Here is a 13,827-nt window from a genome sequence, read left to right as displayed (position 1 = left end):
CGTACGGGGTGGCCCGCAAGTCACCGGCAAGTGGGCGGCAAGAGGCCCGGGCGATCCTCGGACGGTCAGAGTTCCGATCCGGGGGAGAGATGATGTCCCGTCTGCTGTACCGCCTGGGGAGGGCCGCGGCGTCGCGGCCCTGGCGGTTCGTCGTGGTGTGGCTGGCGATCGTCGCGGCGGCCGCCGGGTTCGCGGGGATGGCCGGGGGCTCCCTGCACGACGACTACACGCTGGCCGGGACGGGGTCGCAGCAGGCCACCGACCTGCTGCGGGAGCGGTTCCCGGCGCTGGCGGGCGCGGACGCGCGGGTGGTCGTCCACGCGAAGTCCGGCCAGGTCGACCCGGCGAAGCTCGCCGCGGCGGCGGCGGACCTGCGGAGGCTGCCGCACGTGAGCGAGGTGGGCCCGGCGCAGCCGAGCCCGGACGGCGCGACCGCGCTGATGACCGTCCGGTACTCGGTGCCCGTCACCGACCTCGCGCCCGGCGAGACGCTCGACCGGCTGCGGTCGGCGACGGAGGGACTGGCCGGGTACCAGGTGGAGTTCGGCGGGCAGGTGCCCGAGAACGTCACGGCGCCCGGCGGCGTCGCCGAGGCCATCGGGATCGTGGCCGCGCTGGTGATCCTGTTCCTGGCGTTCGGGTCGGTGGTGGCGGCGGGGCTGCCGCTGGCGGTGGCGCTGGCCGGGCTCGGCGTGGGCGTGTCGGGCATCACGCTGGCGGCCGCGGTCACCGACGTGGCCACGACCGCGCCGACGCTGGCGACCATGGTCGGCCTCGGCGTCGGCATCGACTACGCGCTGTTCATCCTGACCCGGCACCGGGAGGGGCTCGCGGCGGGACTGGACGTGCCCGAGGCGGCGGGCCGCGCCATCGCCACGGCCGGCCTGTCGGTGCTGTTCGCCGGGTTCACCGTCCTGCTGGCGCTGTCCGGGCTGGTGCTGTCCCGCATCCCGGTCTTCATGACCATGGGGTTCACGACCGGCCTCGTCGTCGCGGCGACCGTGCTGAGCGCGCTCACGCTGCTGCCGGCGGTGCTGGGGCTCGCCGGGCGGCGGGTGCTGCGCCGCCGCGACCGCGACGCCGGCGCGGCGATCACGGTCGAGTCGCCGCGGGTGCGGCGGTGGGCCGCGCACGTCGGGCGGCACCCGTGGCCGTGGCTGCTCGCCGCGTCCGTGCTGATGCTCGCGCTGGCCGCGCCCGCGCTCGGCATGCGGACCTGGCCGAGCGACGCCAGCAGCGAGCCGGCGTCCAACACGGTCAGGCAGGCGTACGACCTGGTCGCGGACGCCTACGGGCCCGGCGCCAACGGGCCGCTGGTCGTCGCCGTCGACCTGGAGAAGGCGGACCGGGGCGTCCTGCCGGGGCTCGGGGAGCGGCTCGCCGGGACGGACGGCGTCGCCGCCGTCGCGCCGCCGGTGGTGTCCCCGCACCGCGACGCCGCGGTGATCATGGTCACCCCGGAGTTCGGGCCGCAGGACGAGCGGGTCACCGGCCTCGTCGACCGGATCCGCGCGGACGCGCTCCCGCCCGGCGCGGAGATCACCGGGCTGACCGCCACCTATGTGGACCTCTCCCGGATGCTGTCCGACCGGCTCTGGCCGGTGATCGGCGCGGTCGTCGCCACCTCGTTCGTCATGCTGATGATCGTCTTCCGGTCGCTGCTCGCGCCGCTCAAGGCCGCCGCGATGAACCTGCTGTCGATTGGCGCCGCGTACGGGGTGCTCACGGCCGTGTTCCAGTGGGGCTGGGGCGCGGAGCCGCTCGGCCTCCCGCACAGCGTCCCGGTGTCGTCGTTCATCCTGCTGCTCCTGTTCGCGGTCCTGTTCGGCGTGTCGATGGACTACGAGGTGTTCCTGCTGTCGCGGGTCAGGGAGGAGTGGCTGCTGCACGGCGACGCGCGGGGCTCGGTCACCTCCGGCCTCGCCGCGACCGGCCGGGTCATCTCCAGCGCCGCGCTGATCATGGTCGCGGTGTTCCTCGGCTTCGCCGCCGACCCGGGCCTGGTGATCAAGCAGATGGGGGTGGGGCTCGCGGTCGCGGTGGCGCTGGACGCGACCGTCGTCCGGCTGGTGCTGGTGCCCGCCGCGATGGCGCTGCTCGGGCGGGCCAACTGGTGGCTGCCGCGGCCGCTCGCCCGCGTCCTGCCTGAGATCGACCTGCACGGCGGCGCCGGGCCCGCCCCGGCGGCCGAGCGGGAGCCCGAACCCAGCCGCGCCTAGGGCGGGAGTGATCACGATGGCCGGACATGTCCCGGTTAGGCTGACCGGGACATGTCGCCCGTCGTACGCGTGCTCGGCTCGTTCGGCGCCGAGGTCGCGGGGGAGCCCGCCGACCTCGGCGGGCCCCGGCAGCGCTCGGTGCTGGCCCGGCTCGCCGCGGCGCGGGGCCGGATGGTGCCCGCCGACCGGCTCGTCGCGGACCTGTGGGCCGAGGCGGCACCGCCGCGCGCCGCCGCCGGGCTCCAGTCGTTCGTGTCGCACCTGCGCCGCGCCCTCGAACCGGACCGCCCGCCCCGCACGCCCGCGCGGATCCTCGTCACCGAGCCGCCCGGCTACGCGCTCCGGCTGCCGGACGGCGCCGTGGACGCGTGGCGGTTCGACGCGCTGATCGACGCGGCCGGCGCGCTGCTGGAGACCGACCCGGCGCGGGCGCGGCGCAGCGCGGGCGCCGCCCTCGCCGAATGGCGCGGGCCCGCCTACGCCGAGTTCGCCGACCTGCCGTGGGCCGCCGCCGAGGCCGCCCGGCTGGACGAGCGCCGCCGCCTCGCCGTGGAGCGCGGCGCCGAGGCCGCGCTGCGGCTCGGGGCGGCCGCCGAGGCCGTCCCGGACCTGGAGGCGCACGCCACCGCCAACCCGCTGCGCGAGGAGGCGTGGCGGCTGCTCGCCCTCGCCCTCTACCGCGCCGGGCGCCAGGGCGACGCCCTCGCCGCGCTGCGCCGCGCCCGCGCGGCCCTCACCGAGGAGCTCGGCGTGGACCCCGGCCCCGGCCTGCGCCGCCTGGAGGCCGACATCCTGGCCCAGGCGCCCGCGCTCGGGGAGCCGGAGCCCCTGCGGCCCGTCCTGCGCGTCGCGCCCGTCCCCGTCGAGCATCCCGGCTTCGTCGGGCGCGCCCGCGAACTCGCCCGGCTGGCGGAGGCGGCCCGCGCCGCCGCGGCCGGACGCGGCGGCCTCGTCCTCGTCGGCGGCGACGCCGGCATGGGCAAGACCGCGCTCGCCGAGCGGTTCGCCGCCGGCCTCGCCGAGCAGGGCTGGACGCCGGTGTGGGGCCGGGCGTCCGAGACCGGCGGCGCGCCCGCGGCCTGGCCCTGGGCCGAGATCGTGCGCGAGCTGGCCGCCGCCGCGCCGCCCGCCGCCGACCTCGCCGGCCGCCTCGCCCCGCTGCTGGACGACGCCGCCACCGGGCACGGCGACGCCGACGTCGGCACGGGCCGGTTCCGGCTCCACCTCGCGGTCGGCGACTACCTCGCCGGGCTCGCCGGCACGGCGCCGCTCCTGCTCGTCCTCGACGACCTGCACTGGGCGGACGAAGAGACGCTCGCCCTGCTCGTCCGGCTCGCCGGGCGGCTGCGGGACCGTCCCGTCCTGCTGCTGGCCACGTTCCGGCAGACCGAGGTCGCCGACGACCTCGCCGCGGCGCTGGCCGCCCTCGCCCGGCACGAGCCCGCGCGGATCGACCTCGGCGGGCTGTCGCCGGACGAGGTCGCCGTCCTGGTCCGCGCCACCTGCGCCGCGGACCTGGACGACGCGGAGCTGTCCGCCATCGCCGAGCGGACCGGCGGCAACCCGTTCTTCACCCGCGAGACGGCCCGCCTCCTGGACGCCGAGGGCCTGCCCGCCGCCACCCGCCGGGTGCCCGCCGGCGTCGGCGACGTGCTGCGCCGCCGGATCGCGCGGCTGCCCGAGCCCGCCCGGGCCGTGCTGCGGGACGCCGCCGTCCTCGGCCGGGACGCCGACCTGCGCGTGCTGGCCGAACTGGCCGGGGACGAGGAGACGGTGATCGACGCCGTCGAGGCGGGGCTGGCCAGCGGCCTGGTCACCGAGCCCGCGCCCGGCCGGATGCGGTTCGCGCACGCCCTCGTCCGCGACACCCTCTACGCGGGCCTGTCCCGGGCCCGCCGCACCCGGCTGCACGGCCGCGTCGCCGCCGCCCTGGAACGGCACACGCCCGGCGAGGTCGCCGCGATCGCGCACCACTACCTGGAATCGGGCGCCGAGCCGGACAAGGCCGTCCGCTACGCGCGGCTGGCCGCCGCGGCCGCCGAGGCCCGCTTCGCGCACGGCGCCGCCGCCGACCTGTGGGCCCGCGCCGTTGAGGCGCTCCGCGCGCGGGGGCCCGGCGCGACCCGCGACCGGCTGGAGGCGGAGATCGCCGCGATCCGCGCCGGCGCGCTCGCCGGGCACGTCGTCGCCGCGCGGGACCGGCGGCTCGCCGCCATCGCCGACGCGCGCGCGTTCGGCGACGTCCGGCCGCTGGCCCGCGTCATCGCGAGTTTCGACGTGCCCACGCTGTGGACGAGCCGCGAGTACGGCACCGTCGACCGCGCCGTCGTCGAGGCCACCGACGAGGCCCTCGCGCGGCTCCCGGACGGCGAGGCGGAGCTGCGCGTCCGGATGCTGACCACGCTCGCGATGGAGCTGGAGGGCGAGCAGCACGACCGCGGCCTCACCGCGTCCGACGAGGCCATCGCCGCGGCCCGCGGGCTGGACGCCCCCGAGCTGCTCGCCGCCGCGCTGAACGGCGGCTACGTCAACGGCTACCGCGGCGCGGACGGCCTGCACCGCCGGCACCGGCTCGCCGCCGAGCTGCTGGACCTCGCCGCCGCGCACGACCTCGGCACCTACCGCGTCCTCGCGCACCTGCAGCTCCAGCAGGTCGCCGTCGCCGCGCTCGACCCGCGGGCCGCGCGCCGCCACCTGGCCGAGGGACGCCGGCTCGCCGAGCAGTACGGCCTGCCGCTGCTCGCCCGGATCGCCGGCTGGCACGCCGGGCTGACGCACGCCTTCGCCGCCCGCTTCGAGGAGGCCGAACGCGCCTACGAGGAGGTCGGCGGCGCCATCGGCCGCACCGGCATCTGGTTCAGCGAGCGCGGCATGGTGTTCGTCGGGCTGTTCTGCGTGCGGCTCGCCCAGGGCCGCGCGGCGGAGCTGGTGGACGGCGCCGCGTGGCTGCACCGGCAGTGGGGCCACGTCGAGGCCACCGCCGACGTGTACGCCCTCGCGCTCGCCGCAGCCGGGCGCACCGCGGAGGCGCGGCGGGTCGCCGCCGGCGCCGGTCCCGTCCGGCTCGACTACTTCCACGACCTCACGCTGGCGATCCGGGCGCTGCGCGCGATCGCCCTCGGCGACCGCGACCTCGCCGAGCGGACCTACGCCGTGCTCCTGCCCTACGAGGGCCACATCAGCGGCGGCGCCACGGCCGTCGCCACCCTCGGACCCGTGGCGCACGTCCTCGGCGACCTGGCCGTCTTCCTGGAACGCCCGGCCGAGACCGCCGCCGCCCACTACCGGCGGGCCGCCGAGGTCGCCGACCGCCTCGGCGCCGCCCGCTGGGCCGAGCGGGCGAACGAGGCCGCGGCCCGGCTCGGCACCCCCGCCGCGTGACCGGACGTGCCGAGGCGCACGCCCGGGTGGGCGACAATTGGGGGGTGACGAGTCTGGGGAACGAGACGCCCGAGGGCCACCGCGCGGGGTTCGCGTGCTTCATCGGGCGGCCCAACGTGGGCAAGTCGACGCTGATGAACGCCCTGGTGGGGACCAAGGTCGCGATCACCAGCAGCCGCCCGCAGACGACCCGGCGGGCCATCCGGGGGATCGTGCACCGGCCGGACGCGCAGCTGGTCGTCGTCGACACGCCCGGCCTGCACAAGCCCCGGACGCTGCTCGGCGAGCGGCTCGACAGCCTCGTCCGGTCGACGCTGACCGAGGTCGACGTGATCGGGTTCTGCGTGCCCGCCGACCAGCCGGTCGGGCCGGGCGACAAGTACATCGCGCGCGAGCTGGCGGGCGTGAAGAAGACGCCCGTGGTGGCGATCGTCACCAAGACGGACCTGGCCGCGCCCGAGCAGGTCGCCGAGCAGCTCCTCGCCGTCGGGCGGCTGGGGGAGTTCGCCGACATCGTGCCGTGCTCGGCCGAGAGCGGCTTCCAGGTCGGCCTCGTCGGCGACCTGCTGATCTCCCACCTGCCCGAGGGGATGCCGCTCTACCCGGAGGGCGACCTCACCGACGAGCCCGAGCAGCTCCTGATCAGCGAGCTGATCCGGGAGGCGGCGCTGGAGGGCGTCCGGGACGAGCTGCCCCACTCGATCGCCGTGGTGGTGGACGAGATGGCCCCGCGCGCGGGCCGCGACGACCTCGTCGACGTCTACGCCCACCTGTACGTCGAGCGGTCCAGCCAGAAGGGCATCATCATCGGCCACAAGGGCTCGCGGCTCCGCGAGGTCGGCGCCGCGGCGCGCCGGCAGATCGAGGCGCTGCTCGGCACCAAGGTCTTCCTCGACCTGCGCGTCAGCGTCCTCAAGGACTGGCAGCGCGACCCCAAGCAGCTGCGCCGCCTGGGCTTCTACGACTGATCCGGTCTCGGCTCGGGCTTGGGCTCCGGCGTGGGCTCGGGCGTGGGCTCGGGGGCGGGCCCGGGGTGTTCCGCGGCAGGCTCCCGGCGGCGGCCCCAGGCCTGGTCCTCGTCGGGCCACGCGGCGCCCCCGCCCGCCTGGTCGGGGTGGGCGAACTGCGGCTGGTACTGCTCCTGCGCGTATTGCTCCTGCGGGTACTGGTACTCGTACTGGCCCGCGGTCTGGGAGCGCGCCGCGCGCGCGCCGATGGGCCGGGCGAGGCTGAAGCCGATCACGAACAGGGACGCGACGACCGCGAGGTACCAGCCGTAGCGGACGGTGATCTGGTAGCCGAGGTCCAGTCCGGTGTCGGGCAGGTCGTCGCGGACGTCGCCGAGCCGCAGGATGAAGATTCCGCAGACGAGCAGGGCGAGCGCGCCGGGCACGGCGGCGAGCCCGCCGATCCGCGCGTCCCGGCCGATGAGGTCCCAGCAGGCGAGCGCGATCGCGATGACGGCGAGCACCGGGACGGCGAGGACCATGTCGTCGGCGTCGATGCCGGCGACGCTGCCGAGGTCGCGGCTCAGCGTGCGGCCGAACAGCTCGGCGACGACCTCGGCGTGCGCCCACGGCAGGAACGCCGACACCAGCAGCACGGAGGCGGCGGCGAGCAGGGCGAGGATCCAGGGGATCCCGCGCCCGGCCGGGGCGGCCGCCGGCGGCTGCGGGACGGCCGCGGCCGGTTCGCCGGCCGGCGGCGGATAGCCGTCCACGGGCGGCAGGAAGGACGGGCGCGAGCGCGCGCGGCCCGCGTCGGAACCCAGGTCACCGGTCATGAACCCAGCGTAAAGGCAGGAACGCCGTTGACCGGGACGGCCACGTCGGCGCCCCCGGATGGGTACTTTGGACGAAGTCCGTTATGGGAGGAGAACTCCGGTGTTGCTCGTTTTCGGCCTCACGGCGGTGTTCCGTACGGTCAGCGAGGGGACGTTCCACTGCCCGCAGTGCGGCGGAGACCGCGCCTACCGCAGGCGCGCCGGGCGCCGCTGGTTCTCGGTGTTCTTCGTCCCGATGGTGCCGCTGTGGCGGCTCGGCCACGCCGTGGAGTGCCGGACCTGCCGGGCCCGCTTCCCCGCCTCGGCGCTGCGGACGCCGACCGCGCAGCAGATGGCCGAGACCCTCGCGGCGGGCATGCGGGCGGCGGCCGCGCTGGTGCTGCGCGCCGGCGACCCGTCCGACGCGGCGGCCCGCGCCCGCGCGATCGCGACGGTCACCGGGTACGGCGAGCCCGGCTACGACGCGGCCGCCGTGGACGCCGACCTCGCGCTGCGCCGCATCTTCCTGGAGCAGGAGGTCGTGGCGGCGGGCGCCCAGCTCGCCGTGGAGGCCAAGGAGTGGTTCCTCGCGCAGGCCGTCCGGATCGGGCTGGCGGACGGGCCCCTCGGCGACGGCGAGCGGCAGGCCCTGCACCTCGTCGCCGACCTGCTCGGCATGTCCCCCGCCTACGCGCTGGGCGTGATCGTGACCACCGAGGGGGCGTCGCGCTGACATGACCGCCGCAGCCGGAACGGCACTCGTCCGCGTGCCCGGCCCGCGGATCGCCGAGGGCATCGTCACGCACGCCGCGCGCCGGCCCGTGGACGCCGCGCTCGCGGCGCGCCAGCACGCGGCCTACGTCGGGGCGCTGCGCTCGGCGGGCTGGCGGATCCGGGCGGTGCCGCCCGCCGACGACTGCCCCGACGCCGCGTTCGTCGAGGACGCGCTGGTCGTCGCCGGCGACCTCGCGATCGTGTGCCGGTCGGGGGCGGAGCGCCGCCGCGGGGAGCTGCCGGGCGCGGAGCGGGCGGCGCGCGGCCTCGGCCTGCGGATCGAGCGGATCAAGGACCCGGGCACCCTGGACGGCGGCGACGTGCTGAGCGTCGGCGACACCGTCTACGTGGGGCGCGGCGCCCGCACGAACGAGGAGGGCATCTGCCAGCTCGCGCACCTGCTGGGCGGGCGGAAGGTCGTCCCGGTCGACACCCGCGGCTGCCTGCACCTGAAGTCGGCGCTGACCGCGCTGCCGGACGGCGACCTCATCGGCATGCCCGACATGGTGGACACCTCCGCGCTGCCGAGCCTGCGCGTCGCGCCCGAGCCGTCCGGCGCGCACGTGGTCGTGCTCGGTCCCGGCCACGTGCTGATGGCGGCCTCGGCGCCGCGCACGGCGGCCCAGCTGGCGGCGGACGGCCTGCGCGTCACGAGCGTCGACATCAGCGAGTTCGAGGCGCTCGACGGCTGCGTGACCTGCCTCTCCGTGCTCGTCCCCTGAGCCCGGCGGGGAATGCCGGCGGCTCCGCGGAGCGTTCGGTGAGACGGAGGAGGCCCCTGTCGTCTCATTATCCGGACGCCGGTTTCCGTAACCCGGATGCCATCTGTTACGTTGGCGGACGTGTTGCGTGAGCTGCTCCTCCTTAGCGGCCGCAGCGGGGGCCTGTAAGACAGGTCGGCTCCCTCGCTGCGGGACTTTGACGTGGACGTCGGCCGCGAGGTTCGAGCAGAGAGATCTCAACGGATGTATCCGCAACAGCAGTCATCGGGCATGCCCTTCCAGCGCTACCGGCCGTTCGCGCCGGTCAAGCTGACCGACCGCACCTGGCCCGACCGGGTCATCGCCGAGGCGCCGCGCTGGTGCGCGGTCGACCTGCGGGACGGCAACCAGGCCCTGATCGACCCGATGGACGCCCACCGCAAGCTGAAGATGTTCGAGCTGCTGGTACGGATGGGCTACAAGGAGATCGAGGTCGGGTTCCCGGCGGCGAGCCAGACCGACTACGACTTCGTCCGGCAGATCATCGACGAAGGCCGGATCCCCGACGACGTCGTCATCCAGGTGCTGACCCAGGCCCGCCCGGAACTGATCGAGCGGACCTTCGAGTCGGTGCGCGGCGCCAAGCAGGCGATCGTCCACCTGTACAACTCGACCAGCACGCTGCAGCGCCGCGTCGTGTTCGGCCAGGACAGGGACGGCATCACCGCGATCGCCGTCGAGGGCGCCAAGCTGTGCGCCAAGCTCGCCGAGGACATGGGCGACACCGAGATCTACTTCCAGTACTCGCCGGAGTCGTTCACCGGCACCGAGCTGGAGTACGCCGTCGAGGTCTGCAACGCCGTCAACGACGTGTGGAAGCCGACCCCGGACCGCAAGGTCATCGTCAACCTGCCGGCGACGGTCGAGATGGCGACGCCGAACGTGTACGCCGACCAGATCGAGTGGATGAACCGGAACCTCGCCTACCGCGACTCCGTCGTCCTGTCGCTGCATCCGCACAACGACCGCGGCACCGCCGTCGCCGCCGCCGAGCTGGGCTACATGGCGGGCGCCGACCGCATCGAGGGCTGCCTGTTCGGCAACGGCGAGCGCACCGGCAACGTCTGCCTGGTCACGCTGGGCCTGAACCTGTTCACCCAGGGCGTCGACCCGCAGATCGACTTCTCCGACATCGACGAGATCCGGCGGACCGTCGAGTACTGCAACCAGCTGCCCGTCCACGAGCGGCACCCCTACGGCGGCGACCTGGTCTACACCGCCTTCTCCGGCTCCCACCAGGACGCCATCAACAAGGGCTTCGACCACCTGCGGCGCGACGCCGAGGCCGCCGGGACCCCGGTGGAGGAGTACCGCTGGGAGGTCCCGTACCTGCCGATCGACCCGCACGACGTCGGCCGGACGTACGAGGCCGTGATCCGGGTCAACAGCCAGTCCGGTAAGGGCGGCGTCGCCTACATCATGAAGACCGAGCACTCGCTGGAGCTGCCGCGCCGGCTGCAGATCGAGTTCTCCCGGGTGGTGCAGGAGCACACCGACAGCGCCGGCGGCGAGGTCACGCCCGAGCGCATGTGGGAGATCTTCGAGGCCGAGTTCCTCGCCAACGGGCCGCGCGCCGGGCTGCTGGCGCACCGCACCACGTCCCGGGTGGACGAGAAGGACGCGCTCAGCTGCGACGTCCGCGTCGACGGCGAGATCCGCGAGATCGAGGGCGTCGGCAACGGCCCCGTCTCGGCGTTCGAGGACGCGCTCGCCACGATCGGCATCAGCGTCCGCGTCCTGGACTACGCCGAGCACGCGATGAGCGCCGGCGGCGACGCCCGCGCCGCCGCCTACGTGGAGTGCGACGTGAACGGCGCGACCGTCTGGGGCGTCGGCATCGACGGCAACATCGTGACCGCGTCGCTCAAGGCCATCCTGTCCGCCGTGAACCGGGTGTCCCGGACGCAAGAAGCGTGAGCCGCTTGCGCGATCACGTCGCATAGTTGCGGCATGCGGAGGTCGACTGCGGAGCCCTCGCCCAGCGGGCACGAGCGGATCGGGGCCGTCCTCGGCCCGGCCGACCACGCCAGGCGGTCACGCCTGGGCCTGCACGACAACTAGCAGGACGTCAAGAACACCACCACCACGTTCACGATCAACCGCAACTGACCAGGGACCGGGGACCGGGGACCGCGGGTGTTGGGAGGCGCCCGCGGTCCTCGCCTCCCGTGCCTGGTCAACCGGCATGGGCTAGCCACGGGTTTGAAGCTTTTAGCTAATTTCTCAGCGCCTATTCGCCAAAAGCTTCACTCGTCTGTTCAAAGATACTGTTCAAGCCATGGTTACTGGCATCAAGGACACCGTGCACGCCGTCGAGGCCGCCGCCGTCATGAGCCTCCTCCCCGCCCGGCCCAGGATGCTCGCGCTGGGCGAGCCCACGCACGGCGAGGACATCCTGCTGGAGGTGCGCAACGACCTCTTCCGGCAGCTCGTCGAGCAGGAGGGCTACCGGACGATCGCGATCGAGAGCGACTGCGTGATGGGCCTGATCGTGGACGACTACGTCACCTCGGGCACCGGCGCCCTCGACGAGGTCATGGAGCGCGGGTTCAGCCACGGGTTCGGCGCGTCCGCGGCCAACCGCGAACTCGTCCGCTGGATGCGCGCGTACAACGAGGACCGGCCCGCGTCCGAGCACGTCCGCTTCGCCGGATTTGACGGGCCTCTGGAGATGACCCACGTCGCGAGCCCCCGGCAGGTGCTGACCGCGCTCCACGGCCACCTCGCGTCCCGGGTGGACGCGGACCTGCTGCCCTGCACCGCCGAGGCGCTGGACCGCCTCATCGGTGACGACGCCCGATGGACGAACCCGGCGGCGATCATGGATCCGTCCCAGTCCGTGGGGCGGTCAGCCGACGCCGGGGAGCTGCGGCTGCTGGCGGACGACCTCGCGGCGCTGCTCGACGCGCAACCGCCGCCTGCGCCGGCCTCGTCGGACGACGACCGGGCCCGCCTCTGCGCGCGCACCGCCACCGGCCTGCTGCGCTACCACTCCTGGATGGCCGACACGTCGCCGGGCCGCCTGACGCGGCTGGTGGGCATCCGGGACGCGATGATGGCCGAGAACCTCCTGGCGGCGGCCGCCAAGGGCCCGACCCTCGTGCACGCGCACAACGCCCACCTCCAGCGCGGCAAGAGCTCGATGCGGATGGGCGGGCAGCGGCTGGAATGGTGGAGCGCCGGCGCGCTCGCCGGCGCCCGCCTCGGCCGGGACTACGCCTTCCTGGCCACGGCGATCGGCACGATCCGCCACCAGGGTGTGGACGTGCCGCCGCCGGACACCCTCGAAGGGCTCCTGTACGCGCTGCCGGAGGACCGCTGCGTCGTCGACGCCCCGCGGCTGGCCATCGCCCTCGGCGGGGCGTGGCCCGCACACCGCGTCTCGCCCTGGTTCGGCTACGCCCCGCTGGACCCCGCGCACCTGGCCGAGATCGACGGGATCGTCTTCATCGGAGACGCGCCTACGCCCTAGCCTTCGCCGCCCCCGGCCCGGCCGGGGGGCCGGGCCGGGGGCGATGCGACGGGCTCAGCGGGCGCGGCCGAGGACGTGGTGGACCAGCTCGCGCAGGGGGCCGTGGAGCTGGGCCTCGCCGACCGTGGTCCGGTCGCCGTCGATGTCGATCTCGTACAGGAACTGGTCGGGGATTCGGCCCGGCGGCGGCACCGTTTTCAGGTCCACCCGGTGGACGAGCCTCGTCAGCATGGGGTCGCTGGCGCTGTCGGACTGAGCGCGCCGCTCGATCCCCGCGAACCCTCCGCTGCGGACGACTGTCACTCTCACTGTGCTATCCGTTCGCCTCCATGGGGACCCCTACCCCCGTCCAGCCGCGGCTCACCGCCTTCTCCTCGACGGAGCCGGCGCCGTACAGCCGGGTCGCGGCCTGGACGGTCGCGGCGGCGAACCCAGCGAAATCGACGTCGGCGGCCAGGGAGCCGCCGGTGAGCGTGTCGTACCAGACGCGGCCCGCCTTCTCCCAGGCGTTGCCGCCGATGGCGGTCGCCGCGAGGTAGAAGGCGTGGTTGGGGATGCCCGAGTTGATGTGGACGCCGCCGTTGTCGCGGTAGGTCTCGACGTAGTGGTCCATGTGGGCGGGCTGCGGGTCCTTGCCGAGCCGGGGGTCGTCGTAGGCGGTGCCGGGCTCCTTCATCGAGCGGAGCGCGACGCCGCCGACGCCGGGGGCGAGCAGGCCCTGCCCGATCAGCCAGTCGGCCCGGTCGGCGGTCTGCCCGAGATGCCACTGCTTGACGAGCGAGCCGAACACGTCCGACATGGACTCGTTGAGCGCGCCCGCCTGGCCGTAGTACTCCAGGTTCGCGGTGTGCTGGGTGACGCCGTGGGTCAGCTCGTGCCCGGTGACGTCGAGGCAGCCGGTGAACGAGGTGAAGATGACGCCGTCGCCGTCGCCGTACACCATCTGCTCGCCGTTCCAGAAGGCGTTGTCGTACCGGTTGCCGTAGTGGACGGTCGACACCATCGGCAGCCCGGCGCCGTCGATCGAGTTGCGGCGGTACGCGGCCTCGAAGAAGTCGAACGTCGCGCCGAGCCAGTCGTAGGCCTGGTCGGCGGCCGCGTCGCCGCAGGCGGGGGCGCCCTCGGTGCGGACCGTGCGGCCGGGCAGCTCCTCGCGGCCCCCCGCGTCGCCGATCGTCCGGACGGGGGCGAAGTCCTCCGACGGGGCGGGGGCCCCGGCCGCGGTCGTCCTCCGGTCGGCGAACTGCGCCGAGGTGAGCGCCAGCGTACGGCGGGCGCGGGCGCGGAGGGCCGGGTCGTCGGCGCCGCGGGCGATCCGCTCCAGCATGTGCGGTGGCACGATGTGGCATCTCATGCCCCAACGCTGCCAGCTCGCTGTGGTCCGGGCCACAACTTTCGTCAGGACGGCACGGCCGAATCCGGTCACCGTAAGTGATGACTGTACAGCGCAGCGGCACC

General features: G+C 74.9%; 10 protein-coding genes. 7 read left to right on the top strand and 3 right to left on the bottom strand.

The window, feature by feature from the left end:
- Positions 1-89 precede the first annotated feature (89 nt).
- Genes ABFX46_RS26155 through era form a run of 3 tightly spaced genes read left to right on the top strand, consistent with a single transcriptional unit; the run spans position 90 to position 6,568 of the window.
- Positions 90-2,219 carry an MMPL family transporter gene (locus ABFX46_RS26155; RefSeq protein WP_346046032.1) on the top strand — a complete coding sequence of 710 codons (2,130 nt, stop codon included), beginning with the start codon at positions 90-92 and terminating at the stop codon, positions 2,217-2,219.
- A gap of 51 nt (positions 2,220-2,270) precedes the next feature.
- Entirely contained in the window at positions 2,271-5,600 is a 3,330-nt protein-coding gene (locus ABFX46_RS26150) for an ATP-binding protein (RefSeq protein ID WP_346046031.1), read from the top strand.
- Between the two features lie 44 nt (positions 5,601-5,644).
- Positions 5,645-6,568 carry a GTPase Era gene (era, locus tag ABFX46_RS26145; RefSeq protein ID WP_346046029.1) on the top strand — a complete coding sequence of 308 codons (924 nt, stop codon included), beginning with the start codon at positions 5,645-5,647 and terminating at the stop codon, positions 6,566-6,568.
- Here the strand turns inward: era and ABFX46_RS26140 are convergent.
- Positions 6,559-7,383 carry a hypothetical protein gene (locus tag ABFX46_RS26140; RefSeq protein WP_346046027.1) on the bottom strand — a complete coding sequence of 275 codons (825 nt, stop codon included), beginning with the start codon at positions 7,381-7,383 and terminating at the stop codon, positions 6,559-6,561. The genes era and ABFX46_RS26140 overlap by 10 nt on opposite strands.
- 100 nt (positions 7,384-7,483) lie before the next feature.
- Here ABFX46_RS26140 and ABFX46_RS26135 point away from each other — a divergent pair, with 100 nt between their 5' ends.
- From ABFX46_RS26135 to ABFX46_RS26120, 4 genes are all read left to right on the top strand, one after another.
- Positions 7,484-8,095, top strand: a complete 612-nt coding sequence (locus ABFX46_RS26135) for a hypothetical protein (RefSeq protein ID WP_346046026.1) — start codon at positions 7,484-7,486, stop codon at positions 8,093-8,095.
- A 1-nt stretch (position 8,096) separates the two neighbouring features.
- Positions 8,097-8,858 (top strand): dimethylargininase, encoded by a 762-nt coding sequence (gene ddaH / locus ABFX46_RS26130; protein ID WP_346046024.1) that lies wholly within the window; start codon positions 8,097-8,099, stop codon positions 8,856-8,858.
- A gap of 243 nt (positions 8,859-9,101) precedes the next feature.
- Positions 9,102-10,814 carry a 2-isopropylmalate synthase gene (gene leuA / locus ABFX46_RS26125; RefSeq protein ID WP_346046023.1) on the top strand — a complete coding sequence of 571 codons (1,713 nt, stop codon included), beginning with the start codon at positions 9,102-9,104 and terminating at the stop codon, positions 10,812-10,814.
- A gap of 361 nt (positions 10,815-11,175) precedes the next feature.
- Entirely contained in the window at positions 11,176-12,369 is a 1,194-nt protein-coding gene (locus tag ABFX46_RS26120; RefSeq protein ID WP_346046022.1) for an erythromycin esterase family protein, read from the top strand.
- Positions 12,370-12,423: 54 nt separating this feature from the next.
- Here the strand turns inward: ABFX46_RS26120 and ABFX46_RS26115 are convergent, their stop codons facing one another.
- Entirely contained in the window at positions 12,424-12,678 is a 255-nt protein-coding gene (locus ABFX46_RS26115; protein WP_239066762.1) for a protealysin inhibitor emfourin, read from the bottom strand.
- A 4-nt stretch (positions 12,679-12,682) separates the two neighbouring features.
- On the bottom strand, positions 12,683-13,723 hold the full coding sequence (locus ABFX46_RS26110) for a M4 family metallopeptidase (RefSeq protein ID WP_346046020.1): 1,041 nt from the start codon (positions 13,721-13,723) through the stop codon (positions 12,683-12,685).
- Positions 13,724-13,827: the final 104 nt, after the last annotated feature.

The organism is Actinomadura chokoriensis, assembly GCF_039529475.1.
Lineage (GTDB): Bacteria > Actinomycetota > Actinomycetes > Streptosporangiales > Streptosporangiaceae > Spirillospora > Spirillospora bangladeshensis.
Note: the sequence above shows the minus strand (reverse complement) of the source record. Positions and strands in the feature narration are given on the sequence as shown.